This window comes from Actinoplanes awajinensis subsp. mycoplanecinus, assembly GCF_001509495.1.
GTDB lineage: Bacteria > Actinomycetota > Actinomycetes > Mycobacteriales > Micromonosporaceae > Actinoplanes > Actinoplanes palleronii.
Map to the genome: position 1 here is coordinate 173,196 of NZ_LLZH01000281.1, position 23,874 is coordinate 197,069.

Genomic DNA, 23,874 nt, shown 5'->3' on the forward strand with positions numbered 1-23,874 from the left:
TCGACATCGACATCGACATCGACATCGACATCGACCTCACCGAGATCGACCGGATCTGACCGGTCAGCGGGAGGGCAGGGCCGGCCGGTGCTCCCGGCTGTCGATCTCTTTCCGGGGCCGCAGGTCGCCTTCCACGCCGACCTCGTAGAGCGCGGCACCGTCCCGGGACCGGCTCGCGGCCCGCAGCGCGGTCTCGGCCCGTACGAAAAGCTCGGTTGTCGTCGCGGCGTGCACCGGATAGACCGCGGCGCCGACGGCGGCGCTGATCCGGACCTGGTATCCGTCCAGGTCGGCCGGGCCCCGCACCAGGTCCAGCAGCCGGCGCGCGGTGTCCAGGCAGGCCGGCGCCGAGCCGACCTGGGGGAGCAGCACGGCGAACTCGTCGTCGCCGAGCCGGCCGACCGTGTCGGTGTCCCGGACCGCGGCCGCCAGCCGGGCCGCGACCTCCTTCAGCAGCAGGTCGCCGATCGCCGGGCCGAGGGTGTCGGTGACGTCCGCGAGCTCGTGCACGCCGAACACCAGCAGCCCGGCCGGCTCCTGGTCGCTGTCGGCGACCGGCAGGGTCCGCTCCACCACCGCGGTCAGCGCCCGCCGGTCCGGCAACCCGGTCAGGCTGTCGAGCCGTGGCTCCGGCTCGCCGGGCTGGTCGGTGGCGTCGCCGAACAGGGGCCGGACGCACGCCGCGAGCAGCAGCAGGTCGAACGCGGTGAGCACGCCGATCGCCCACGGGTCGGAGACCCCGGCCATCGCGCAGCCGGCCAGCGCCACCACGCCGAGCGCGAGGCCGACCAGCGCGGCCCGCGCTCGCATCTTCTGCCGCACACCATCGCCCGTCATGCCGCCCTGATCGGCCGCCGGGCGGCGACGTTGAGGAATCAGGCGGGGCCGGGCGTCAGCAGCGGTCGAACTCACTCTCGAACGCCGCCGCCCCGATCGAGCCGCCCCACTTCACGCAGACGTCCTGGGCGACTTCGATGACCGGCCCGGCGAAGTCCTTGATCGTGCCGCCGGCGGTCTTCCGGGGGCTGCCCTGCAGCTCGAGGAAGGCCGAGGCCACCGCCTTCTTGCCGTCGGCGGGATCCTTCACGGTGACCACGCAGGTGGTGTTGTCGGCGGCACGCACGAGCAGGTAGACCGTGCCCCTCAGGACGCCCGAGGCGTTCTTCAGCGGCGCCTGGTCGAGCACCTGGAAGTCGCCGTCGCACACGTCGCGCGGGTCGGTCGCGGGCACCGCCGGCGCGGAGGACTCCGACGGCTCGGGGCTGGCCGACGACGGGCTCGGCTTGGGGCTGCGTTTGCGGGTCTTCGACGGGGTCGGCTGCGCGTCGTCGTCGTCGTCGTCGTTGTCGGCCGCCGGCTGCTGCGGGTTGCCGGCGTCCTGCGTGGTGGTCGGGTTGCCGGCGTTGTTCGCGTTGCTGGAGTCGGGCCAGAACGCGGCCAGCACCCCGCCGCCGACGAGCACCAGGGCCAGCGCGGCGAGCGCGGCGACGTTGCGGCGCTTGGCCGGCGGCTCGGCGGCCGCCCGGTAGCCGTCGGACGGCACGTCACCGGGGTAGGAGGGCGCGGCGGCGAAGGAGCCCGTGCCGGCCGGGTAGGCGGAGGGGATGGAGGCCGCGCCGGCCGCGTAGGCGCCCGAGGGCCGGGGGGCCGGGTGGGCGCCGGAGGGCCGCATGGGCTGGTAGGCGCCGGACGGGCGGGAAGCCGGGTACGCGCCGGACGGCGGCGGCCCGGCAAAGGTCCGGGTCTGAGGTCCGGACGGCGCGCCGGGAGGGCCCCCGTTCGGCGCCCGCCCCGCATTCCGCGCCGCGTCGGCCAGCGCCGCTCCGCTCGGGAACCGCTGCGCCGGGTCCTTCGCCAGCGCCCGCATCACCACCGCCGCCACCGCGCGCGGCACGTCCGGCGGCAGCACCGGCGGCTGGCCGTGCACCAGCTGCCCGAGGATCGCGAGGGGGTTGTCGCCGACGTAGGGCGGCCGGCCGGTCAGGCAGTGGAAGGCGACCGCGCCCAGCGCGTACACGTCGGTGGCGGCCGTGACCGGCTTGCCCTCGGCCTGTTCCGGCGCCATGTAGTGCACCGAGCCCATCACCACGTTGGTGCTGGTGATCCCGGTGACCCCGACCGACCGGGCCACGCCGAAGTCGACCAGCACGATCGCGCCGCCCGGCCGGACCAGCAGGTTCGCCGGTTTCACGTCGCGGTGGATGATGCCGGACTGGTGCGCGGCGTGCAGCGCGTCGGCGACCCCCGCGGTGATGGCCATGGTCTCGGCCGGACTGAGCCGCCCGGCATCCTGGACCTTCTTCGACAGCGAGATGCCGTCGATGTACTCCATCACCATGTAGTCGAACCGGTCGTTGCCGACGACCGCGTTCTCGCCGTAGTCGTAGACCTGGACGATCCCGGGGTGGCGCAGCTGGGCCATCATCCGCGCCTCGGAGCGGAACCGGGTGATGAACTCCCGGTCGGCCATCAGGCCGGGCAGCACCACCTTGACCGCGACCTCGCGGTTCAGCAGCCGGTCGGCGCCACGCCAGACCTCGCCCATCCCGCCCGCGGCGATCCGTTGGGTCAGCTGGTAACGACCGTTGAGCACGATTCCCGGGGCAAGCACCGGGCCATGCTAATCGCCGAAACCAAAAACGTGGTCACCGTGGTCGATCCACGAGACGCGGTCCTCACTTCCGGCCGCTGATTTTCCGGTACGACCTGGGCCTTCCCGTCCGCAGGCGACGCGCCACGTCCCGCCCGTGAGGCGTCGCGGCGTCCGGCCGTCCGGCGGGTAACCGGACATTCGGGACGAGGCTCCGCCACGGGCTGATCTAGGGGCGAATGTCGCACTCCGGTATGCCGGAAATGGTACGAATGTGAAGTCAGAAACCGCCGACACCTATGGATGGTTATGAAACTGCGAGCAATGGCGGCGGTCGCGCTCGGCTTCACCGCCGCGGCGATGTGCGGAACCGTGGCGGCCCGGGCCGAGCAGAGCGAATCCACGGACAAGAGCGCGACCTACTGCCGGCTCCGGGTGCACGGCGGGATCCTGGCGAAGTACGTACGGGTCGGCTCGGACAAGGGCAAGCTCGGCTGCCCGCTCGGGATCGAGCAGCGTGCGGCCGGCGGCGGCCGGATGCAGCAGTTCGACGGTGGCTCGATCTACTGGTCGCAGGCGACCGGCGCGCACGCGGTCTCCGGGCGCATCCTCGACCTGTGGCAGGGCAGCCGTGGTGAGGCCGGGTGCATCGGCTACCCGACCGACGACGAGTCGGCCACCCCGGACCGCCGGGGCCACTACCAGCACTTCCAGCACGGCACCATCTGGCGCTGGAACGACGGCAAGGTCAGCGCGGTCTGCTGAGCGCGTCTCAGCTCGGGACGATGCGGAAGACCGGGAAGCCGGGCGCCGCGTCCGCGATGTCCGCGGCCGGCGAGTCGGCCTTCAGCCCGTCGAAGAACGCCCCGGTCTCCCACGCCCACTTGCGCAGGTAGAGCCGGATCAGCTCGGGCTTGTCGGCGTCGGCGATCTCGACCGGGGTGAAGTGCTGGCGGCGCCGGCCCAGGCGCAGCTCACCCTCGCCGGCGACCCGCAGGTTGCGCACCCACTGGGTGTGCCCGCGCGGCGCGAGCAGGTAGCGCTCGCCCTCGTGGGTGAAGACGTTGACCACGGTGGCGCGCACCTCGCCGCTCTTACGCCCGCGCACCTCGAGGACCCGGCTGCCCATCAGGCTGATCCCGCGCGCGGTGAGCCACCGCGCAAAGTCGTTGAAGGCGTTCGTCGCGCGCTTCGGGGCCAGGTATCGCATGGCGTCCTCCTCGTTCGAGAGAGCACTGCTCTCGCCTGTAAACAGTGAACACTGAGCGCCGATCCATGTCAAGAGCAGTGCTCTCGCTCTTGACGGGGGTTGACGAGATTACTCGGACGAGTAAAAATTTACTCATGCGAGTAAACGGCACGGTCGCGGCGGCCGCCCGGCGGGCGCAGATCGTCACCGCGGCGATCGACACGATCGCCGAGCTGGGCTACGGCAACGCCTCCTTCGCCCGCATCGCCAAGCGGGCCGGGATCAGCAGCACCCGGTTGATCTCGTACCACTTCGACGACAAGGCCGACCTGGTCCGGGCCGTGGTGGGCGCGGTGCTCACCGAGGCCGCCGAACACATGGGCAAGCGCCTGCGGGCCGCCACCGGCCGCGCCGAGCTGCTGACGGCGTACATCGAGTCGAACCTCGAGTTCATCGCCGAGCACCCGACCGCGATCCAGGCGGTCATCGAGATCGCGGCGGCCGCCCGCACCGAGAACGGCACCCCGCTGGTGCGCCCCGAGGACGCCGACGACCCGCTGGCCCGCCTCGCCACGCTGTTCCGGGAGGGCCAGCGGGCCGGCGAGTTCCGCCCGTTCGACCCCGAGGTCATGGCGGTGACGCTGCGCGCCGCGATCGACGCCGCGGCGAACCGGCCCGACCTCGACCCGCACGCCTACGCGGCCGAGCTGGTCGCGCTCTTCACCCTCGCGACCCGGAAGGACCCGGCATGACGACGACCGCTCCGCCGCGCACCCCGAACCGGATGTCCCTGCTCCTCCCGCTGCTGATCGACTTCGGTCTGCCGCTCGTGGTCTTCTACGGTCTGCGCGCCGCCGGCGTCGACCAGTGGTGGTCGCTGCTGCTCTCCGGCGTCGTGCCGGTGGTCATGGTGATCGTCCGGTTCGCCCGGTCCCGGACCGTCGACTTCCTGGCGATCTTCGTGCTCTCGGTGGTCGCGCTCAGCCTTGGCGTCTCGGCGATGACCGGCGACGCCCGGACGATGCTGATCCGGGACGCCTGGGGCGGCCTGTTCGGCGGCCTGATCGCGGTCTGGCTGCTCGCGTCGGTCTTCGTCGGCCGCCCCGCCACGATGTACCTCATCCGGGCGTTCGTGCTGGCCAAGGTCGGCCCGACCGGATTCGCGGCCTGGGAGAGCAAGTGGGACACCGACCGGGCCTTCCGGCACGGCCTACGGGTGATCACCTTCGTCTGGGGCGTCGTCGGGCTGCTCAACGTGATCGTCACGCTGGGCGCGGCCTACCTGCTGCCGATCGACCTCGCCACCGCCGTGCTCAACGTCAGCTGGCCGATCCTGGTGGCCCCGACCTTCGTGTTCCACCTCTACTACACGAAGAAACGGGACCTGCGCGCATGAACTACGACGTGATCGTGGCGGGGGCCGGGCCGACCGGGTTGATGCTGGCCGGGGAGCTGGCGCTCGGCGGGGCGCGGGTCCTGGTGCTGGAGCGGCTGGCCGAGCGGACCGGGCAGTCCAAGGCGCTCAACCTGCAGCCGCGCTCGGCGCCGAGATCCGCTACGGCGCGGCGCTGGACTCTTTCGGTCAGGACGAGACCGGGGTGACGGTGCACGGCGAACGGGCCGGGTATCTGGTGGGCTGCGACGGCGCGCGGAGTATCGTACGAAAGCGGTCTGGTGTTGATTTTGAAGGCCGGGACGGCCGGGTCTGTGCCCTGGTCGCGGACGTCTCGCTGGCCGGGGGTGGCCCGCACGGGTGGGAGTTGCCGGCGCCGAAGGGTGACGGGATGCTGACCGTGCTGCCGCTGGGTGACGGGATCTTCCGCATGCTGGCGGCCGGTCCGGTGCAGTCGGCGGCCGGGCGCGACGATCCGATCCCGGACGCCGAGATCGCCGCGGCCCTGGCGGCCGAGTCGCTGGCGCTGGCCGAGCGGGTGGCCGGACTCGATCACGGCGACCGGATCCCCGGCCTGGACCTCGGGCTGCTGCGGGACGGGCGCCGGCACGTCGTCGACGGCGTGCCGGTCCGCCCGGACGGGTTCCGCGATCAGGCGGGCACCTTGTCACCCTGATCGAACTGGGTGCGGTAGAGCTCCTGGTAGCGGCCGCCGGCGGCGAGCAGGGCCTGGTGGGTGCCGCGTTCCAGCACCCGGCCCTCCTCGATCACCAGGATCTGGTCGGCGGCCCGGACCGTGGACAGCCGGTGCGCGATCACCACGGCGGTCCGGCCGGCCAGGGCCTCGCCGAGTGCCGCCTGCACCGCCTGCTCCGAGGTGGAGTCGAGGTGGGCGGTCGCCTCGTCCAGCACCACCACCCGCGGGCGGGCCAGCAGCAGCCGGGCGATGGTCAGCCGCTGCCGTTCCCCGCCGGAGAGCCGGTAGCCGCGCTCGCCGACCACCGTGTCCAAGCCGTCCGGCAGCGCCTCGATCAGGTCGGCGACGTGCGCCCGGCGCAGCACCTCCCAGATCTCCTCCTCGGTCGCCTCCGGGCGGGCCAGCAGCAGGTTCGCCCGGACCGAGTCGTGGAACAGGTGCCCGTCCTGGGTGACCATGCCGAGCGTGGCCCGCAGCGACGCGGCGCTGAGGTCACGCACGTCCACCCCGGACAGCCGGACCGCGCCGGACTCCGCGTCGTAGAGCCGGGGCAGCAGGCTCGCCATCGTCGACTTGCCGGCCCCGGACGAGCCGACCAGGGCCACCATCTGCCCGGGCTCGGCGGTGAACGACACCTCGTGCAGCACCTCCACGCCACCCCGGGTGTCCAGCGTCGCCACCTCCTCCAGCGAGGCCAGCGACACCTTGTCCGCCGACGGGTAGGCGAACCGCACCGCGTCGAACTCCACCGACACCGGCCCGTCCGGCACCGTCCGCGCGTCCGGCTTCTCCTCGATCAACGGTTTCAGGTCGAGCACCTCGAACACCCGCTCGAAACTGACCAGCGCGCTCATCACCTCGACCCGGGCGCTGGCCAGCGCGGTCAGCGGGGCGTAGAGCCGGGTGAGCAGGATGGCCATCGCGACCACGGCACCCGGCTCGAGGGTGCCGCGCAGCGCGTAGAAGCCGCCGAGGCCGTAGACCAGGGCGATGGCGACCCCGGAGACCGAGAGCAGGGCGGTCATGAAGACCGTCTGGGTCATCGCGGTGCGTACCCCGATGTCGCGGACGCGCCGGGCCCGGGCGGCGAACTCGGCGGACTCGGCGTCGGGACGACCGTACAGCTTGACCAGCGTCGCGCCCGGCGCCGAGAACCGCTCGGTCATCTGGGTGCCCATCGCCGCGTTGTGCTCGGCGGCCTCCCGTTCCAGCTGGGCCAGCCGGCCGCCCATCCGGCGGGCCGGCCAGACGAAGATCGGCAACAGCACCAGCGCCAGCAGGGTGATCTGCCAGGAGATGCCGATCATCACGATCAGCGTCAGGATCAGCGTGACGACGTTGCCGACCACCCCGGACAGGGTGTCGCTGAACGCCCGCTGCGCGCCGATCACGTCGTTGTTCAGCCGGCTCACCAGCGCGCCGGTCCGGGTCCGGGTGAAGAACGCGACAGGCATCCGCTGCACGTGGTCGAAGACCGTGGTCCGCAGGTCCAGGATCAGCCCCTCACCGATCCGCGCGGAGAACCACCGCTGGACCAGTCCGAGCCCCGACTCGCTGAGCGCGGCGACCGCGATCGCCACCGCCAGGCCGATCACGACGGCCGCGGCGGCGCGGTCGACGATCGCGTTGACCACCCGCCCGGCCAGCACCGGCGTGGCCACCGACAGGACCGCGGTGACGACGCTGAGCAGCAGGAATCCGATGATCTGCCGCCGGTGCGGCCGGGCGAAACCGGCTATCCGTCTCAGCGTCGCCAGGGAGAACGGTCGTTTGTCGTTCCGCTGGTGCATCGCGTGGTACATCGAGTTCCAGGCCGCCATCTCCATGCTCATGACGGCTACCGTCACACCTGACCCAAGGTTGAGGTCAAGTCGTTTTAACTCCGCAGGGGTGGCTCCGCGGTCAGTTGCGGGGTGGACAGCATGGAGCGGGCGCTCTGGGCCAGCGCCGCCGCGGCGTTGCCCGGGAACCTGATCGGGTCGACCGCCGGCATGAACGGCCACCCGCACGTCGCCCGGCTCACCCGGGACAGCCGGGCCGGTCCGGGGTGCCGGAACGCGTCGATGCCGAGCAGCCAGGCCGCGTTGTCGTAGGCCATCCCGAAGTGCTCGACCGTCTCCAGCGGGCAGAGCTCCTGCACCGCGATGTTGCTGACGTTGCGCGCCGGCGGCAGCGCGGAGAGCCGGTACGGCAGGATGATCTCGTCGTAGCGCGTGTAGAGCTGCGTGTAGTCGACACCCGGCCAGGTCTGCGGCCCCTTATTCAACGCGGTCAGGAACGCCGACCCGGCCCGCTGCTGCCAGTACGCCGCCGAGCACACCGTCCGCGCCGCGCACTGCACCACGAACTCCTGCGTGCCGTGGTTCGAGGCGGCCAGGGACACGTAGTCGTCGACCATCGCCCGGGTGTCCGGGTGGTGCTGGAACGCCCAGCGGCCGAGCATCCCGCCCTGGCTGTGCCCGAGCAGGTCGATCCTGGCGCCGGTGGCCTGGTGCAGCTCGCGGATGGCGTGGGTGACCCGCTCGGCGGCGACCTGGACGTCGCCGTTGCCGCTGTCCGGCAGGTCGATCTCGCAGTGCGCGCGGCCCTCCGCGTCGAAGGCCCGGGCCCAGTTCCAGGAGAAGTTCGCCCGGGCGGTGGAGGTGGTGCCGTGGATCAGCAGGACCGGGGTACGGCCGGCGCGGGCACTGGCCGCCGGGTCCCCGGTGCAGTGCAGATCAGTTCCGGTCGTCGCCGGGGTCGCCGGAGTGACCGGAAGGGCCAGGAGGGCGGCGGATAACAAGATCGCAAGACTCACGTGGTCGGAAACGATCCACCCGCGACGGGCGGTGCGGGTTCCGGGCCACGACCTAGGATGCCCGGCGTGGGATCACGCGCGAACGTCGCCATCAGACAGGACGGTCTCTGGACCCACTGTGGATCGAACGGCATGGGATACAGCCTCGACGCGTGGCTGGCGCTCGGCCCCGGACCCGCGGTGGCGATGTTCCGCAGCGGGTCGTGGCCGGTCTGGAAGCCCGAGGACTGGCAGCACGAGTCGTGGTGCGAGGCGGGCGCGCTGATCGACCTGGACGCGCGGGAGCTTCTGTTCTTCGTGTCCGCCGACTACGCGCCGCGGCGGACCCTGATCGAGGCGTGCCGGCGGGTCTGGCCGGGCTGGGCGGTGCGCTGGGCGTACAACGGGATCTCGGACGTCACCGACACGCTGGGCCTGGACCGTGCCGTCGTGCGGCGGGAACCGTGGACGAACGACGACCTGTTCCACTGGGCGCGCCCCGGCGCGGACGATCCGCCGCGCTGGCATTACCTGGTCACCATGGGTGCGGTGACGTATTGGCCGGCGCCGTACAAGCCCTGGGAGATCGGGCCGGCGCTCCTCGGCCAGCTGTCCGAGCTGGCCCAGGTCGCCGAGCTGCCCGACGTTCCGGGCGGAGGCCTGCATCTGGACCCGGCCACCCGGTCCGCCGGCGTGTGGTCGATCGATCCGGTGGACGGGCTGGCCGAGCGGTTCTCCGCGCGCTGGCCCGGCTGGACGCTCGAATTCTGGGACGACCGGTACCAGGAGCAGGAAGCCCGCTGCGGCGCGTTCCGCTTCGTGGAACCGGCCGCGGACGTGCGCCGGCTGGCCCTGCGGGTGCTGGACCACTGGCTGCCCAGCACGGAGATGTTCCGCGACCAGTGGCCGGCGGCGGACGAGGGCTACGACAGGTATTGCGGCACGCGGGACGCCCGCCTCACCGTCGCGGACCTGCAACGGCTCGTCGATCTGCTGCTGGGGCCGGACGCCGCGCCGATCGACGTCGCGGCACACGCCCGGAAGATGCACGGCTGACCCCGGGGGTGGGGACGGCCCCACCCGAAGCCTGTGGCTGGCGCAGGCGGCGCGACTCCGGGCCCGCCGATGGCTGGGGTCGCCCGGCGGATCTTCCGGCCGATCGCGGTCCGTTTCCTCGGCCCGGACATGCGCGCCCGCCTCGGCCGGCCGGTGCGCGACGCGGGCCTCGTCGCGAGCCGCGCTCGAGGAGCTGCGCCTGCTGGTCCGCGGGATCAACCCGCCGGTGCTCCTCGAGCGCGGCCTGGTCGACGCGGTGCGGGCCCTGGCGCTGGACCTTCCGGCGGAGGCCGAGGTGCACAGCGTGGTCCCGTCGCGGCTGGAGCGTCCGCTGGAGTCGGCGCTGTATTTCGCGGTCGCCGAGCTGCTGGCCGACGTCGCCAGACACGCGCCCGCCACCCGGGTCACGTTCCACCTCGGTTACGCCGGCCGCGTGTATCGGAATCGGCTCACCCGCAGCTCGGCCTCGGCGAGTGGTCAATGCGCTGAAGGCGACCTCAGTCGCCGGCAAAAGCGGCGTGAAGCAGGTGTGGTTTCCGTGATTTTCTGGTTGCGGCACCGACGTTATGGGCTTCCGCTGCATCGAGGTTTATGGTTTTTTGCGGACATTTTGTTTTGGCATGATCGAATGCTTACAGCGGGGCTTGCGGGTTCGAAAGAATACGTGCATGCGGCAGCTGTCATTGTTTGGGCGGACCCAGATCGCAGGAATACGTGACCGGACCGCGTCGCGGAATTATTCGGCTGCTCGTGATGAATTCCGTCGCGAGCATGAACGTCATCGTGCGTGGGGCCTGCGGCGCCGACACGCTGAACGGCTACGCCAAATCTACGGTGACAGTTCCCGGCCCCGCGCGGTGCCGCCCACCCGGGATGATCAGCCGCAGCCGCAGCCGCAGCCGCAGCCGCAGCCGTCAGTTTCGAGCCGGGTGCCGGTCTCAGGACAGGTGTCGGTCTCAGGTGAAGCCGGCCATCCGGCGGGCGTCCGAGGCCAGGCGGCGGTCTCAGAGCAGGTGCCGATCTCGAGTCGGGTTTTGATCCGGAACCGAGTGGCGGCCCGAGCTCGGGCAGGAGCCTTGGGCTGGGCATCGGATCCGTTCCGAGGTGGTGCCGTCGGCGTCGGCGGGGTGGAAGCCCTCGACCGAGTCCAAGGCTTCCCGTTGATCCGGATCCAGCTTTCGGCAGACACCCGGGTGTCTGCAACGGCGCGATGCTGGCCGCGGGCTGGGTATCGGCAACGAGCCGGGTTTCGGCAACGGCCCAGGTGCCGGGACGGCCCGTGTTTCGGTGGCGATCCGGGTGCCGGGGACGGCCCGTGTTTCGGCGTCTTGGATTTGTGGATCGACATCTGGCGCGGGTGGATTGGTTTTGAGGGCTGAGGGTCGGAGGGGGTGCCCGTTCGCCTCCGTTGGGTGGGTTTGTCAGGGTCCAGCTCACCTCGACACCGCAGCCGGTAGGGGTTTCGGGAAGGGGCTGCCGCGCCGCTTCCGCTCCTCGGCGCGTGAGCGTGCCTGTGGTGCGGGTCGGCTTGCCATGGAAATCCTTGGTAACTGTGGTGGGGGGTCAGGGCGATCTTTCGGGGTCGGCCTTCTCGGGTCTGATGCTGCTGGATATTTGGGAAATGAGGAGAGGTGAGGTTTCTGGATTAGGGGAGATACGCATTTTGGAGTGAGGTCGGAAACTTCGGTAAGCGCTCTTCTGTGGGTTTTGTGGATGGATGAGGGCTCCGCTCTTATGTCAGAGCGAGAGCCGCGCATGAAGCGGGCCGGTTCGGGGATGCTTTGTCCAGGCGGTTATGGGCCGGGGATTTCCAGGGTGACCACTGCGCCGTCGGGGCCGCCGCCGGTCGTGGTGGAGGTGGCTATCTGGCGGGCGATGTCCAGGCCCAGGCCTGTCGAGTTGGCGCCTGACGTGCCGCGCCGGGAGGCGGCCGGGGGGAAGCCGGGGCCCTCGTCGGCGACGGTGAGCAGGGCGCCTCCGGATGGGCGCGGGGTCAGGGTGACGGTGAACGGGGTTTCGTCCGGGGTGTGGGCGAAGACGTTTCCCAGCAGGGCGTCCAAGGCTGCGGCCAGGTCGTCGGCTGCTACCGCTACCGGGACGGGGGTGTCCGGGAGGGACTGGGTCACCGGGCGACCGGTGTCCTCGGCCAGCACGCGCCAGAAGGCGACCCGGTCGGTGACCACCGCGGTCGCGTCGCAGACGGGTGGGGTGGCGGAGGCGGAGGCGGCCGAGGCGCGGCGGGTTTGCTGGATCACCGCGGTGACGGCGCGGGCCACGCCGTCGGCGGCGGCGGCGATGCGGGTGGACTCGTCCGGGTCGCGCAACGACTCGGCTTCCAGGCGGAGCGCGGTGAGGGGGGTGCGCAGGCGGTGGGAGAGGTCGGCGACACGTTCGCGTTCGGCGGCGAGGAGGTCCTGGATGCGGGTGGCCAGGTGGTTGAGGGCGCCGGCGACCTCACGGAGTTCCGGGGGGCCGGAGGGCTGTGCGCGGGCGGTCAGTTCGGCGCCGGCCAGGCGGTGGGAGACGTCGCTGAGCTGGGTGATCGGGGCGGTGATGGTGCGGGCCAGACGGTCGGCGACCAGCAGCCCGAGCAACAGCAGCGCGATGCCCAGGGCGGCCAGAGTGAGCCACGAGCGGCTGACGCCGCGGGTCAGCTCGGCCGAGGTGACAACCGTGCGGACCACGCTGCGGCCGGACGCGCCGACCACCGGCACCACCAGCTCGCGGCCGGCTGCGGTGGCCACGGTCAGGGCACGCCCGCGGGCGGCGGCCAGCCGGACGGCGGGGGTGGGCGCGGCCGGGGCGCCGATCACGGCGCCGTTCGGGAGGAAGACCGTGACCGGAACCTCCTGCGCGGTCACCACCAGGCGCAGCGTCGCCTCGTCCCCGCCGGCCAGCGGCACGATGGTCCGGATCACGTCGTCGGCGCGGCTCAGGGCCTGGTTCTCGGCGACCTGGCGCAGCAGCAGCGCGATCGGCACCAGGAACGCCAGCAGCACCAGGACCGTCGTCGCCGCGACCAGCAGGGTCAGCCGGGCCCTCACGCCGGCTCGCTCAGCTTGACCCCGACCCCGCGGACGGTGTGCAGGTACCGCGGCTCCTGCGCGGTCTCGCCGAGCTTGCGGCGCAGCCAGGACAGGTGCACGTCGACGGTCTTGTCCGCCCCGCCGTACGGCACCTGCCAGACCTCGCTGAGCAGCTCCCGTTTGGTGACCACCTGCCCGGCCCGGGTCGCCAGGTGGTGCAGCAGGTCGAACTCGCGCGGGGTGAGCTCGACCGTCGCGCCGTCCAGGGTGACCGCCCGGCCGCCCGGGTCGATCCGCAGCCCGCCGACCGTCAGCACCGGGTCGGCCGTCTCGACGGCACCGCCGCGGCGCAGCACCGCACGGATCCGCGCGTCCAGCTGCGCGGCGGTGAACGGCTTCACCACGTAGTCGTCGGCGCCGGCGTCGAGCAGTCGTACCATCTCGGTCTCCTCGTCCCGCGCGGTCGCGATGATGACCGGGATCCGGCTCACCGCGCGCAGCATCCGGAGCAGTTCCCGCCCGTCGAGGTCGGGAAGTCCCAGGTCCAGGACGATCAGGTCGGGGCGTTCGGCGAGCGCGGTCTGCAAGCCGTCCATCGCGGCCGGCGACGCGGCCACCGCGTGTCCACGCTCCCGCAGGGCGCGCAGCAGAGTGTTCCGGATAGCCGGATCGTCCTCGATCAACAACAGTCGTGCCACGGCTGCACGGTAACGGCTGGACCGGCGGTGACGGGCGTTCTTAACCGTCCCTTAGCCATGTCCTGGGCCGGCCTTGTCCTGGCCGGGCGCATAGTGGGCCGGTGAGCAGGAACGGGCAGCGCGTGGTGATCGTCGCGGGATGGTTGGTCGCGGCGGTGCTCGCCGTGCTCGTCGGCGTGGTCGGTATCGGACTGGTGGGGACCGGGCTGACGACCCGGGCCGGTGAGTCGGTGAGTGAGGCCCAGGTCGAGCAGGAGCTGGGGAGCGTGTCCACCGCACCGACGACCGCCGCGGAGAGCCCGACGGCCGCGCCAGGAAAAGGGACCACGGCGCAGTCGTTCCCGACCCGGGGCGGGACGGTCGTCGCCGACTGCGACAAGATCACCTCGATGGCGCCGGCACAGGGCTACGAGGTGCACGAGCAGTCGGCCCGCGAAGGCGAGTTCCGCGGTCTGCGTGACAACCACGTACGGATAAAGGTGCAGTTGACCTGTGCGGCCGGAACCCCGCAGATCCGTGAGCGCGGGGAGAGTTGAAGCAGGCCAGGCCTGGTGAACTGGACCGCGACACCCCCGCCGCACCCTGCCTACCGTGCCCTGGTGGACTCTCGCCTCGCCGCTGACCTGACCGGTCTGCCGGATCTGCTGACCGCCGCCCGCGACTACGCCGCCACCGTGCTGGACGGCCTGCCGGACCGCCCCGTCGCGGTCCCGGCGCCGGATGTCGCACCGGCTCCGCTGCCGGTGACCGGCGCCGGCGCGTCCGGAGCCCTCGCGGAGTTCCGGGACCGCTGGGCGCCCGGCTTCTCCGGCAGCGCCGGCCCCCGCTACCTGGGCTTCGTCACCGGCGGGGCGACCCCGGCCGCGCTGATCGGCGACTGGCTGACCGGCACGTTCGACCAGAACGCGGTGACCCGGCAGGACTCGTCCGCGGTCGACCTGGAACGGGAGACGGTCGCCTGGCTGCGCGAGCTGTTCGGCCTGAGCGACGCGCACACCGGCACGTTCGTGACCGGCGCGACCATGTCGAACACGGTCGGCCTGGCGATCGGCCGGGAGTGGCTGGGCGAGCAGCGCGGTGTCAGCGTGTCCCGGCAGGGCGTCGGCGCGCTCGGCGACATCGCGGTGCTGTCCGGAGCGCCGCACTCCAGCATCTACAAGGCGCTCGCCATGCTCGGCGTCGGCCGTGATCAGCTTCGGACAGTCCAGTTGCTGGCCGATCGGGAAGCCGTCGACGTCGCGGCGCTGGAGGAGGAGCTGAGGAAGGGGCCGGCGATCGTGGTGGCCAACGCCGGCACGGTCAACACCGTCGACTTCGACGACCTGCGGGCGATCGCGGCGCTCAAGAGCAAGTACGCGTTCTGGCTGCACGTCGACGCCGCGTTCGGGGCGTTCGCGGCACTCTCGCCGGAGCACGCGGAGCTGCTCGCCGGGCTGGACCTCGCCGACTCGATCTGCGTGGACCTGCACAAGTGGCTCAACGTCCCCTACGACGCCGCGGTGCAGTTCACCCGGCGCCGGGACCTGCAGGTCAGCGTCTTCCAGAACACGGCCGCCTACCTCACCCTGCCGAGCGGTGACCCGGACCTGTTCCATCTGACCCCGGAGAACTCCCGCCGGCTGCGCGCGCTGGCCGCCTGGTTCTCGCTCGCCGCGTACGGCGCGGAGGGTCACCGCGAGATCGTCACCCGGAACATCGCCGCGGCACGCCGGCTGGGCGGCCGGCTCGCGGAGATTCCCGGGGCACGGCTGCTTTCCCCCGTACGTCTGAACGTGGTGTGTTTCGGGGTTGACCGTGACGTGCCCGCCCTCCTGGCGGCCGTCGCCTCCTCCGGCGAGGCGTTCCTGACGCCGACCGTCTATCAGGGAGTCCCGGCCCTGCGTGCGGCGTTCTCGAACTGGCGGACGCAGGAGTCCGACGCGGACCGCGTCATCACGGTGCTCCGCGATCTGCTCACTTAGACTGCCGCGATGTTCTCCGATCTGCTGACGCAGCACGTCGCCACCGCACACGCCCGCCAGCTCGCACTCGCCGACCTGATCGGCGAGCGCGACTGGGAGCTCGACCTGAGCACCGGCCTGGTGACGTTCGGTGAGGACCTGCGCTTCCCGGTCCAGCTGCTCGGCACCGAGAGTCACACCGACGGCAGCTGGCTGTGGGCCTGGGCCAACCCGCAGAGCGGCCTGCCCCGGGAGTTGGTCACGCTGGCCGACGGGGTGCGCGCGTTCGGCGCCGAGCACGGGATCGCCGAGCTGACCGAGCCGTCGTTCCCGCTCGACCAGGCCGACGGGCACCAGCTCGCCCTGATCACTTCCGGACTGACCGGCCGCTGCTACTACCGCGGCCCGTACGACGGCGGCGCGGTCTTCTTCCACCTGGAGGGAGTGCCCGAGCAGCCGGTCGCCCCGGAGCGCGCGTTCACCGTGCTGGGCGAGGTGATCCAGGCGTACCCGGTCGCTCATCACGCGATGACCACCGCGTTCCTCGAGCAGCAGGGCTGGCGGGTGGAGAGCCGGGACGACCTGGTCATCGGCCTGCACCCGGGTGGCACCGAGATGCGGGTGGACTTCGACGAACTGGGACGGCTGATCAAGCTGAGTGGTCAGATCAGGCCCTGATCTACCCTTGGCCGCGTGCCCGAAACATCGTTGACCGCTGAAGCCCGTTCCGCGACCGGCGAGGAGGCGACCCGGATCGCCGAGATCTGCGTCTCCTCCTATCAGGCCGCCTACCAGGAGCTGCTGCCGCCCGGCTACATCGAGCGGACCGTCGCGAAGTATTTCGGCGAGGCGCGGGTCACCCGGCAGGTGCGGGCAGCGCTGCCGGGCTGGTTCGGGTACCAGGTCGCCGAGGAGGGCGGCCGGCTGGTCGGCGTCTCCGGTGGCGGCCTGACCGCGCCGGGAGTCGGCGAGCTGCACCTGATCTATCTGGACCCGCGGGAGCGCGGCCGCGGCCTGGGCACCCTGCTGCTGGACCGGGTGACCGAGATGATCCGGTCGTCCGGCGGCACCCAGATGTGGGTCTCGGTGTTCCTCGGTGACGCGGCCGGGATCGGGTTCTACCGCTCGCGCGGCTTCCAGCCGATGGAGACGGTCCAGGCACCCCTGTCACGCACCGACGACCACATCCGCAGCCTCCGGATGCGACGCCTGCTGAACTAAACAAGCCGGATAAATCGGTATCGGCGCCATACCCAAACTCGGCAGGATGTCGGGTGTGGAGAGCGGACCCGGGCGTTACCTGTGGTGGCTGGCACGACAGATCAAGGGCCGGGTGGCGCTCGGCGCGCTGTTCGGATCCCTGTGGTTCGTCAGCCTGGCCGCGATGCCGTACCTGATCTCGCAGGCCATCGACCACGGCCTGACCCCGCGCCGTACCGGCCCGCTGATCGCCTGGTCGCTGGCCGTGCTCGGGATGGGCCTGACCGGCGCCGGGCTCGGCATCATGCGCCACCGCAGCATGACCAAACTGCGGATCGCCGCCGCGCTGCGCACCGCCGACCAGGTGCTGACCCACGCCACCGAGCTCGGCGCGGCCCTGCCCCGCCGGGTCACCGCGGGCGAGGTGGTCACCATCGGCATCTCCGACGTGTGGCTGATCGGCCGGGCCATGAACGTCGGCGGCGTCGGGGTGGCCTCGATCCTGGCCTGCTCGGTGATCGCCACCCTGCTCTACCGCACCGCGCCGTCGCTCGCGCTGGTCGTGGTGATCGGCGTGCCGGCGCTCGGCCTGGTCGTCGGGCCGCTGCTGCGGCGCACCCAGCGGTCCGGCTCGCACTACCGGGAACGGCAGGGTGAACTCAACGCCCGGCTGGTCGACGTGGTCGGTGGGCTGCGGGTGCTCAGCGGGCTCGGCGGCAGCGACACCCACCTGGACCGCTACGTGCGCGAGTCCGGCCGGCTGCGTGACCTGGGCTACCGGGTGGGCCGCCCGTCCAGCTGGATCGGCGCGCTCGGCGACGGCCTGCCGATGGTGTTCCTGGCCGTGGTCATCTGGGTGGCCGCGCGGATGGCGGCAGCCGGCGAGATCACCGTGGGTGAGCTGGTCGCGGTCTACGGCTACACCGCGATGCTGGTCATCCCGGTCAGCGTGCTGATCTTCTGCGGGTTCGATCTGACGTACGGCCTGGTCGCCGCCCGGCGCGTGATCGGCTTCCTGAACCTCCCCGCCGACGACCCCACCGGCGCGGCCGGACCACCCGGACCGGCCCCGCTGCACGACCCGGAGTCCGGGGTGACCGCCGAGCCCGGCCGGCTGACCGCGCTGGCCGGCGCCCGCCCGGCCGACGCCGCCGAGGTGCTCGACCGCCTCGGGCGATACACCCCCGCCCCGGCCACCTGGGGCGACCACCGGCTGTCCGAGCTGGCCCGCGACGTGGTCCGGGAGCGCATCCTGGTCGCCGAGAACGACGCCGACCTGTTCGCCGGCCCGCTGCGCGAGGTGGTGGCCGGCCGGCACGACCCGGACGACGACCTGGTCCGCGCCGCGATCGACACCGCGGTGGCCCACGACGTGGCCCACGACCTGGCACGACCGGTCGAGTGGGGCGGGCGCAACCTCTCCGGCGGCCAGCGGCAGCGGCTCCGGCTGGCCCGCGCCGTGCACGCCGACCCGGAGATGCTGCTGCTCGCCGAACCCACCTCGGCGGTCGACGCGCACACCGAGTCGGCCATCGCCGAACGACTGTCCCGGGCGCGGACCGGCCGCGGCACCGTGGTGGCGACCACCTCGCCGGTGCTGCTGGACCGCGCCGACACGGTGCACTTCCTGGTCGGCGGGCGGGTCGCCGCCACCGGCACGCACCGCGAGCTGCTCACCGCCGAGCCCGGCTACCGCGCCCTGGTCACCCGAGTGTTCGGAGACGACGCATGAGCAACCGACTGCCGGCCGCCGACCAGCGCCTGGTCATCCGGGCCGCGCTGCGGCTGCTCGCCGCGGACCGGCGCTCGGTGGCCGCGATGATCCTGCTGAACTCGCTCGCCGCGATCGCCGGGCTGGGCGGGCCGTGGCTGCTCGGCCGGGTGATCGACACGGTGTCCACCGGCGGTGGGGTGGCCGCGGTCGACCGGCTGGCGCTGGCCGTGCTGGGTTTCGCGCTCGCACAGACGTTGCTGTCCCGCTATGCGCTCGCGCTCGCGTACCGGTTCGGGGAACGCACCTCGGCCCGGATCCGCGAGACGTTCCTGCGCCGCGCGCTGGCCCTGCCCGCCGCCGTGGTGGAACGGGTGCCGGACGGTGACATCGCCGCGCGCGGCACCACCGACGTGGACGCGGTCGCCACCACGCTGCGCGACGTGCTGCCGCGGATCCTGATCGGCCTGGTCGAGATGGTGTTCATCATGATCGCCGTGGTGGTGCTCGACCCGCTGCTCGGCGTGGTCGGGGTGCTCGGCCTGTCCGGCATCTGGTTCGTCACCCGGTGGTACCTGCGGCGGGCGCGGGACGCGTACCTGCGCGAGGGTGACGCGAACTCGTGGCTGGCCGAGGAGCTCTCCGCGACCACGTCCGGGGCGCGGACCGTGGAGGCGTTCGGGCTGGCCGACCGGCGGCTGGCGGCGGGGCACGCGGCGATTGCCGACACCCGTCGTACCCGGCTGATCACTCTCGGGCTGCGGAGTGTGTTCTTTCCGCTGGCGGAGACGTCGTACGCGGTACCCGTGGTGTTGATCCTGCTGCTCGGCGGGATGCTCTACATCGATCACCGGGTCAGCCTCGGCACCGTCGGCGCGGCCGTGCTCTACCTGCGGCAGCTGGTGAACCCGCTGGACACGCTGCTGATCCGGATCGAGCAGCTGCAGTCGGCGAGCGCGTCGTTCGCCCGGGTCGAGGGGCTCGGCGCGGCCCTGGCCGACTCGCCGGCACCGTCCGCGGCCACGCCGGCCGACGACCGGATCGAGGTCCGCGGGGTCCGCTTCGCCTACGACGGCGGCCGCGACGTGCTGCACGACGTCTTCTTGACGGTACGACCAGGGGAGCGCCTGGCCATCGTCGGTCTCTCCGGCGCCGGCAAGTCCACCCTGGGCCGGTTGCTCGCCGGCGTCGACCGGCCCACGGCCGGCACGGTCACCGCGGGCGGGGCGCCGATCGCCGACCTGCCACCGGAGTTGCTGCGCCGCCAGGTCGTCCTGGTCACCCAGGAGCACCACGTGTTCCGCGAGACGGTCCGGGACAACCTGATGGTGCCCGCCCCCGACGACGAGCTGCGGCGCGCCCTGGCCACGGTCGGCGCGGACTGGGCGTCGGATCTGGACCGCGACCTCGGCGCGCACCCGCTCGACGGCGCGCAGGCCCAGCAGCTCGCGCTGGCCCGGGTGCTGCTGGCCGGCCCGCACACGGTCATCCTGGACGAGGCGACCGCGCTGCTCGACCCGACCGCGGCCCGCGACGCCGAACGCGCCCTCGCGGCGGTGCTGCACGGCCGCACGGTGATCGCGATCGCGCACCGCCTGCAGACCGCCCACGACGCCGACCGGGTCGCCGTGATGGACGACGGCCGCATCATCGAACTGGGCACGCACGACGAGCTGCTCGCGGCCGGCGGTTCCTATGCGGCCCTGTGGCGCTCCTGGCACCGAGCCGATCAACTGCGTTAAGACCTTTCCGGTACGCATACCGAGTGGCCGCCCGCAGGCTACCAGCCGAGTCCCGCCCATGAGGCCACCGCGACGTGACTGCCCACCCCGGACCGCCGCGCGCCCCGGCGCGGCCTCGGCTGGCTCCCAGGGGTGTCTCGAGGGTGGTGAGGCACCCCTGAGAGCCAGCCGAGGCCCGTGGGCGCGCTGCGGTCGGGAGTGGCTGCGGTCTTGCGGTGGCCTCATGGGCGGGACTCGGCTCGTGGCCTGCGGGCGGGCGCTCTCCGTATACGTACCGGAAGGATGCGGGATGGGGGTGGACGGGAGCTATCGGAACCGCTACGCATCGGGTTAGATCGATGGCTGACGGTGATGTCCGGCGATGGGGAGAGCGATGACCGAGCATGGGATCAGGGCGGCTCGGCCGGAGCCGGAATCGGTCACGCCGCCGCCGGCTGCCGGGGCCGCGAGCGGGGTGAACCGGCGGCTGGTCGTGCTCGGGGTGGTCGCGGTCGTGGCGATGGCCGGGGTGGTCGTCGCGGTGGCCGGCCGGGGCAGCGGGGGACCGGCGGCGGCGACCTCGGCGGGGAATGCCGCGGGAGCCGCGGGGGCGGCGGGAGCTGCGGGAACGGGCGCGGGCGCGGGACCGGCGGGTGGCGCGCCAGGTCCGGCGGGCGCGGGCGGCGCAGAAAAAGCCGGGAACGCCGGGAACGGCGTTAATGCCGGGCAAGCCGGGGAAGCGGTCGGCGCGGTGATGGGGATGTTGCAGGAGCAGGCCGCCGCGCTGATCCGCGGGGACGAGGCCGGCTGGATGGCGCCGGTCGATCCGGCCCAGGTCGACACCGTGGCGTATTTCCGCAAACGGTTCCGGGTGCTGCGGGCGCTGCACGTCAGTCACTTCAGCTATTCCCGGGGCAACACGCCCGCCGTCGAGGACGGTGACCAGGGGTTCCGCGACACGATCTACTCCGGGTTCTGTTTCAGCCTGACGAGTTGCCCGGCCATCATGCCGGTGGACGGAGTGGAACTCGGCGCGCCGCGGATCCGGGAGACGTTCGCCTTCACCCGGGCCGCCGACCGGTACCTGATCGGCAGCGTCGTCGCCGACCCGCCGGAGGCGTCCCGGGAGCCGATGCCGTGGCAGACCGGTGACCTGGTCTTCGCCGAGGGGAAGCGGGTCACGGTGGCCGCGGCCCCGGCGGTCGCCGGCCGGTTGGCGGAAGCGCTCGCGGTGGCCGAGAAGTCCGCGGTCGTCGCGGATCGGTTCGCGGGGCTGTTCGGCAACCCGCAGCAGCGCTACCGGGTCTACCTGGCCGACGACAAGCAGTGGCAGCGCTGGTTCCGCAGCCCGATGGCGCGGAACAAGGCGGTGATCGGACTGACGATCCCGATCAACGGCGTGCAGAGCGAAATCATGATCAAAATGAGCGGGAACGGCAGCCGAGCCGGGCTGGCCGCCACCGTCCAGCACGAGATGGGCCACGTGGTCTCGCTCGGCAACATCAACACGACGGGTCAGCAGGTGGCGCTCGACCTGCACGAGGAGTGGCTGACCGAGGGCATCGCCGAGTACATCGGCCGCTACCCGAGCCGCTCCGCGCAGTCGCCGCGGCTGCCCGCCGTCCGTCAGCTGCTCGGCGGGGCGGGCCGGCCGCGAAGTCTCCAGGTGAGTGCGCTCGACTGGGACGACCCCAAGAAGATCAACGCCTTTTACGGGTACGGGCATCTGGCCGTCGACTGTCTCTCCCGCACGTTCGGCGAGCCGCGGATGGTGGCGTTCGTGAGCGCCATGGCCCGCGCCGGCAACACCGCCGACGTGGCGTCGCGGAACGTGTTCGAGAAGCCGTTCGCCGACGTGGACAAGACGTGCCTGGCGTGGATCAGCGACCAGATCTGATCAGACGCCGGCGCCCTCCCCTCGGGGTGGGGAGGGCGCCGGCCTGGGGGCGGAACATCAGTGGGAGGACGGTCCCGAGGCCAGAAAAACATAGGTGTCGATGAATAGGAAGGGTTTTCCGGCCGGTTCGCGGACCCGACTAGGCTCCCCGCGTGCGTTGGTGGAGATCTCTGGACCCGATGATCCGGGACGCGGTCGGTGCGGCCCTGCTGATCGGGGCGGCGTTCGTGCCCGGGATCGCGGAGCTCGGCCTCGCGATCGGTGAGCTGAACCTGCGCGGCACCGACGCGCTCGGGCTCGTGCTGCTGCTGGTTCAGGCGTCCGCGCTGGTGCTGCGGCGCCGCTGGCCGGCGGTCTGCCTGGCGGTCGTCGGGATCGCGTTCGTGGTGCATCAGACGCTGGGGTACCCGACGACGGTGGCGGGGCTCGCGCTGCTGGTCGCGCTCTACAGCGCGGGCGCGCACCAGGACCGGTTCCGGCAGGTCGTCGGCGGCGCCGCGGTGGGCGGGTACGCGCTGCTCGCGGTGCTGGTGCACCTGCGCGGGGCGGACGAGCGGGTGATCGACTACCTGACGTTCGGCGCGGTGCTCGCCGGGTGCTGGGGCGCCGGGGCGTGGGTGCGGGCGCGGCAGGCCGAGGAGGCTCGCAGGCGCCGGGAGAGCGTCGGCGAGGCGATCACGGCGGAGCGTGGGCGGATCGCGCGGGAACTGCACGACGTCGTCACCCATCACGTGACCGCGATGGTGGTGCAGTCCGACACGGCCGGGTTCCTGATCGGGCCGGATCCGGAGCGGGCCGGCGCGTCGGTCACGGCGGTCAGCCGCAGCGGGCGGGAGGCGCTCACCGAGTTGCGGCGGCTGCTCGGCGTACTGGAAAGCGGCGAAGCCGACCTGGAACCTGCCTCGGGCCGCCTCGCGGACCTCGCCGACCGGATGCGTCGCGCGGGCCAGCCGGTGGACTTCGCCGAGGAGGGCGGGCCGGGGCCGGACGGTGGACTGGGCCTGGCGATCCACCGGGTGGTGCAGGAGGGCCTGACCAACGCGGTGAAACACGCGCGCGGGCGGCCGACCCGGGTGCGGGTGCGGCACGGCAGCGACGGTACCGAGGTCGAGGTGATCACCGCAGGATCGCTGCGCGGCGAGGTCCGGCCCGGGCGCGGCCTGACCGGGATGCGGGAGCGGGTCAAGGTTTTCGGCGGAACGTTCGACGCGGGCGGTGGTCCGGACGGAGATTTCACGGTACGGGCGTTCCTGCCGATCGGGAGCCCTTCGTGATCCGGGTGCTGGTCTGTGACGACCAGGCGCTGATCCGGGCCGGGTTCGTGACCGTTTTCGGACTGCAGCCGGACCTGGACGTGGTGGGCGAGGCCTCCGACGGCGAGGCGGCGGTGCGGGAGGCGCTGCGGTTGCGCCCGGACGTGGTGGTGATGGACATCCGGATGCCGCTGCTCGACGGCATCGAGGCGACCCGGCGGCTGGCCGGCCCGGACGTCCTCGACCCGATCAAGGTGCTGGTGGTGACCACGTTCAACCTGGACCACTACGTTTTCGAGGCGCTGCAGGCCGGTGCGAGCGGCTTCCTGCTCAAGGACGCGCAGCCGGTCGAGCTGATCGACGGGATCCGGACGGTGGCGCGCGGTGAGGCGCTGCTGGCGCCGGCGGTGACCCGCGGGCTGGTCGGCCGGTTCGGTGACCGGGTCAAACCGGCCCGGGCGGCGCCGGACGAGCGGCTCGGCGTGCTGACCGCGCGGGAGGTGGAGGTGTTCCGGCTGATCGCGGAGGGTTTGTCGAACGCGGAGATCGCCGGGCGGCTGGTGATCAGCCAGGAGACGGTGAAGACGTATGTGTCGCGGATCTTGACGAAGCTGGCGCTCCGGGACCGGGTCCAGGCCGTGATCCTGGCGCATCGGAGCGGCCTGGTCTCCTGACGGGCGCCGCGGTTGCCTGGATTCGTGGCGGGTGCCGCGGTGGCCTGGTCTCC

Annotated in this window: 22 protein-coding genes and 1 pseudogene; 16 read left to right on the forward strand and 7 right to left on the reverse strand. The window is 72.3% G+C overall.

Features of this window, described 5'->3' with window-relative positions; all coding sequences use genetic code 11:
- Nucleotides 1–63: 63 nt before the first annotated feature.
- Together ADL15_RS29355 and ADL15_RS29360 are read right to left on the reverse strand one after the other, a co-directional pair.
- On the reverse strand, nucleotides 64–837 hold the full coding sequence (locus ADL15_RS29355; protein ID WP_067697941.1) for a GGDEF domain-containing protein: 774 nt from the start codon (nucleotides 835–837) through the stop codon (nucleotides 64–66).
- 55 nt (nucleotides 838–892) lie between these two features.
- Nucleotides 893–2,611: a serine/threonine-protein kinase gene (locus ADL15_RS29360; protein WP_232344464.1), complete on the reverse strand. Its 1,719-nt coding sequence runs from the start codon at nucleotides 2,609–2,611 to the stop codon at nucleotides 893–895.
- Nucleotides 2,612–2,899: 288 nt separating this feature from the next.
- On the opposite strand from ADL15_RS29360, the gene ADL15_RS29365 reads away from it, so the two are divergent.
- On the forward strand, nucleotides 2,900–3,355 hold the full coding sequence (locus tag ADL15_RS29365) for an LGFP repeat-containing protein (protein WP_198171064.1): 456 nt from the start codon (nucleotides 2,900–2,902) through the stop codon (nucleotides 3,353–3,355).
- A gap of 7 nt (nucleotides 3,356–3,362) precedes the next feature.
- On the opposite strand, the gene ADL15_RS29370 is transcribed toward ADL15_RS29365, so the two are convergent.
- Nucleotides 3,363–3,800 carry a nitroreductase family deazaflavin-dependent oxidoreductase gene (locus ADL15_RS29370; protein WP_067697947.1) on the reverse strand — a complete coding sequence of 146 codons (438 nt, stop codon included), beginning with the start codon at nucleotides 3,798–3,800 and terminating at the stop codon, nucleotides 3,363–3,365.
- 134 nt (nucleotides 3,801–3,934) lie between these two features.
- On the opposite strand from ADL15_RS29370, the gene ADL15_RS29375 reads away from it, so the two are divergent.
- The 4 genes and pseudogenes from ADL15_RS29375 (at nucleotide 3,935) to ADL15_RS29390 (ending at nucleotide 5,848) form a co-directional block, all read left to right on the forward strand.
- Nucleotides 3,935–4,531 carry a TetR/AcrR family transcriptional regulator gene (locus ADL15_RS29375; RefSeq protein ID WP_067697949.1) on the forward strand — a complete coding sequence of 199 codons (597 nt, stop codon included), beginning with the start codon at nucleotides 3,935–3,937 and terminating at the stop codon, nucleotides 4,529–4,531.
- Complete coding sequence (locus ADL15_RS29380; RefSeq protein ID WP_083971883.1) at nucleotides 4,528–5,175, forward strand: VC0807 family protein; 648 nt, start codon at nucleotides 4,528–4,530, stop codon at nucleotides 5,173–5,175. The genes ADL15_RS29375 and ADL15_RS29380 overlap by 4 nt, the downstream gene beginning before the upstream one ends.
- A pseudogene (locus ADL15_RS54500) lies at nucleotides 5,172–5,324 on the forward strand (FAD-dependent monooxygenase); the annotation flags it as partial. The gene ADL15_RS29380 and the pseudogene ADL15_RS54500, both read left to right, overlap by 4 nt.
- 23 nt (nucleotides 5,325–5,347) lie before the next feature.
- Nucleotides 5,348–5,848 (forward strand): FAD-dependent monooxygenase, encoded by a 501-nt coding sequence (locus ADL15_RS29390; RefSeq protein ID WP_232344470.1) that lies wholly within the window; start codon nucleotides 5,348–5,350, stop codon nucleotides 5,846–5,848.
- Here the strand turns inward: ADL15_RS29390 and ADL15_RS29395 are convergent.
- Both ADL15_RS29395 and ADL15_RS29400 read right to left on the reverse strand, forming a co-directional pair.
- The gene (locus ADL15_RS29395) at nucleotides 5,824–7,701 is read right to left on the reverse strand and encodes an ABC transporter ATP-binding protein (RefSeq protein ID WP_067697955.1); all 1,878 of its coding nucleotides are present in this window, start codon (nucleotides 7,699–7,701) and stop codon (nucleotides 5,824–5,826) included. The genes ADL15_RS29390 and ADL15_RS29395 overlap by 25 nt on opposite strands.
- A 44-nt stretch (nucleotides 7,702–7,745) precedes the next feature.
- Nucleotides 7,746–8,666 carry an esterase/lipase family protein gene (locus tag ADL15_RS29400; RefSeq protein ID WP_067697958.1) on the reverse strand — a complete coding sequence of 307 codons (921 nt, stop codon included), beginning with the start codon at nucleotides 8,664–8,666 and terminating at the stop codon, nucleotides 7,746–7,748.
- A gap of 132 nt (nucleotides 8,667–8,798) precedes the next feature.
- On the opposite strand from ADL15_RS29400, the gene ADL15_RS29405 reads away from it, so the two are divergent.
- Both ADL15_RS29405 and ADL15_RS56880 read left to right on the forward strand, forming a co-directional pair.
- Entirely contained in the window at nucleotides 8,799–9,701 is a 903-nt protein-coding gene (locus ADL15_RS29405; protein WP_067697960.1) for a hypothetical protein, read from the forward strand.
- Nucleotides 9,702–9,927: 226 nt separating this feature from the next.
- On the forward strand, nucleotides 9,928–10,419 hold the full coding sequence (locus ADL15_RS56880; RefSeq protein WP_198171065.1) for a sensor histidine kinase: 492 nt from the start codon (nucleotides 9,928–9,930) through the stop codon (nucleotides 10,417–10,419).
- Between the two features lie 1,075 nt (nucleotides 10,420–11,494).
- Here ADL15_RS56880 and ADL15_RS29410 read toward each other — a convergent pair.
- Both ADL15_RS29410 and ADL15_RS29415 read right to left on the reverse strand, forming a co-directional pair.
- Nucleotides 11,495–12,745 (reverse strand): HAMP domain-containing sensor histidine kinase, encoded by a 1,251-nt coding sequence (locus ADL15_RS29410; protein ID WP_067697962.1) that lies wholly within the window; start codon nucleotides 12,743–12,745, stop codon nucleotides 11,495–11,497.
- Nucleotides 12,742–13,425, reverse strand: coding sequence for a response regulator transcription factor (locus ADL15_RS29415; protein ID WP_067697964.1), 684 nt, complete (start codon nucleotides 13,423–13,425; stop codon nucleotides 12,742–12,744). The genes ADL15_RS29410 and ADL15_RS29415 overlap by 4 nt, the downstream gene beginning before the upstream one ends.
- 101 nt (nucleotides 13,426–13,526) lie before the next feature.
- On the opposite strand from ADL15_RS29415, the gene ADL15_RS29420 reads away from it, so the two are divergent.
- The 9 genes from ADL15_RS29420 to ADL15_RS29460 all read left to right on the forward strand — a co-directional run bounded on the left by ADL15_RS29420 (nucleotide 13,527) and on the right by ADL15_RS29460 (nucleotide 23,821).
- Entirely contained in the window at nucleotides 13,527–13,961 is a 435-nt protein-coding gene (locus tag ADL15_RS29420) for a hypothetical protein (protein ID WP_232344466.1), read from the forward strand.
- A gap of 63 nt (nucleotides 13,962–14,024) precedes the next feature.
- Nucleotides 14,025–15,386: a pyridoxal phosphate-dependent decarboxylase family protein gene (locus ADL15_RS29425; RefSeq protein ID WP_067698061.1), complete on the forward strand. Its 1,362-nt coding sequence runs from the start codon at nucleotides 14,025–14,027 to the stop codon at nucleotides 15,384–15,386.
- Nucleotides 15,387–15,395: 9 nt separating this feature from the next.
- Nucleotides 15,396–16,043 carry a DUF6882 domain-containing protein gene (locus tag ADL15_RS29430; RefSeq protein WP_067697966.1) on the forward strand — a complete coding sequence of 216 codons (648 nt, stop codon included), beginning with the start codon at nucleotides 15,396–15,398 and terminating at the stop codon, nucleotides 16,041–16,043.
- Nucleotides 16,044–16,058: 15 nt separating this feature from the next.
- Nucleotides 16,059–16,586 carry a GNAT family N-acetyltransferase gene (locus ADL15_RS29435; protein ID WP_083971886.1) on the forward strand — a complete coding sequence of 176 codons (528 nt, stop codon included), beginning with the start codon at nucleotides 16,059–16,061 and terminating at the stop codon, nucleotides 16,584–16,586.
- A 112-nt stretch (nucleotides 16,587–16,698) separates the two neighbouring features.
- Nucleotides 16,699–18,297, forward strand: a complete 1,599-nt coding sequence (locus ADL15_RS29440; protein WP_198171069.1) for an ABC transporter transmembrane domain-containing protein — start codon at nucleotides 16,699–16,701, stop codon at nucleotides 18,295–18,297.
- Entirely contained in the window at nucleotides 18,294–20,018 is a 1,725-nt protein-coding gene (locus ADL15_RS29445; RefSeq protein ID WP_067697972.1) for an ABC transporter ATP-binding protein, read from the forward strand. Before ADL15_RS29440 ends, ADL15_RS29445 begins: the two co-directional genes overlap by 4 nt.
- Nucleotides 20,019–20,391: 373 nt before the next feature.
- On the forward strand, nucleotides 20,392–21,894 hold the full coding sequence (locus tag ADL15_RS29450) for a hypothetical protein (RefSeq protein ID WP_157441680.1): 1,503 nt from the start codon (nucleotides 20,392–20,394) through the stop codon (nucleotides 21,892–21,894).
- A 152-nt stretch (nucleotides 21,895–22,046) separates the two neighbouring features.
- Complete coding sequence (locus ADL15_RS29455) at nucleotides 22,047–23,168, forward strand: sensor histidine kinase (protein ID WP_067697976.1); 1,122 nt, start codon at nucleotides 22,047–22,049, stop codon at nucleotides 23,166–23,168.
- On the forward strand, nucleotides 23,165–23,821 hold the full coding sequence (locus ADL15_RS29460; RefSeq protein ID WP_067697978.1) for a response regulator: 657 nt from the start codon (nucleotides 23,165–23,167) through the stop codon (nucleotides 23,819–23,821). The genes ADL15_RS29455 and ADL15_RS29460 overlap by 4 nt, the downstream gene beginning before the upstream one ends.
- Nucleotides 23,822–23,874 lie beyond the last annotated feature (53 nt).

Excerpts from the sequence above, each read along its gene's own strand:
- ADL15_RS29395 (WP_067697955.1), bottom strand. The coding sequence starts at position 7,701 with ATGAGCATGGAGATGGCGGCCTGGAACTCGATGTACCACGCGATGCAC.
- ADL15_RS29380 (WP_083971883.1), top strand. The coding sequence starts at position 4,528 with ATGACGACGACCGCTCCGCCGCGCACCCCGAACCGGATGTCCCTGCTC.
- ADL15_RS29405 (WP_067697960.1), top strand. The coding sequence starts at position 8,799 with ATGGGATACAGCCTCGACGCGTGGCTGGCGCTCGGCCCCGGACCCGCG.
- ADL15_RS29365 (WP_198171064.1), top strand. The coding sequence starts at position 2,900 with ATGAAACTGCGAGCAATGGCGGCGGTCGCGCTCGGCTTCACCGCCGCG.
- ADL15_RS29370 (WP_067697947.1), bottom strand. The coding sequence starts at position 3,800 with ATGCGATACCTGGCCCCGAAGCGCGCGACGAACGCCTTCAACGACTTT.
- ADL15_RS29375 (WP_067697949.1), top strand. The coding sequence starts at position 3,935 with ATGCGAGTAAACGGCACGGTCGCGGCGGCCGCCCGGCGGGCGCAGATC.
- ADL15_RS29430 (WP_067697966.1), top strand. The coding sequence starts at position 15,396 with ATGTTCTCCGATCTGCTGACGCAGCACGTCGCCACCGCACACGCCCGC.
- ADL15_RS29355 (WP_067697941.1), bottom strand. The coding sequence starts at position 837 with ATGACGGGCGATGGTGTGCGGCAGAAGATGCGAGCGCGGGCCGCGCTG.
- ADL15_RS29445 (WP_067697972.1), top strand. The coding sequence starts at position 18,294 with ATGAGCAACCGACTGCCGGCCGCCGACCAGCGCCTGGTCATCCGGGCC.
- ADL15_RS29450 (WP_157441680.1), top strand. The coding sequence starts at position 20,392 with ATGACCGAGCATGGGATCAGGGCGGCTCGGCCGGAGCCGGAATCGGTC.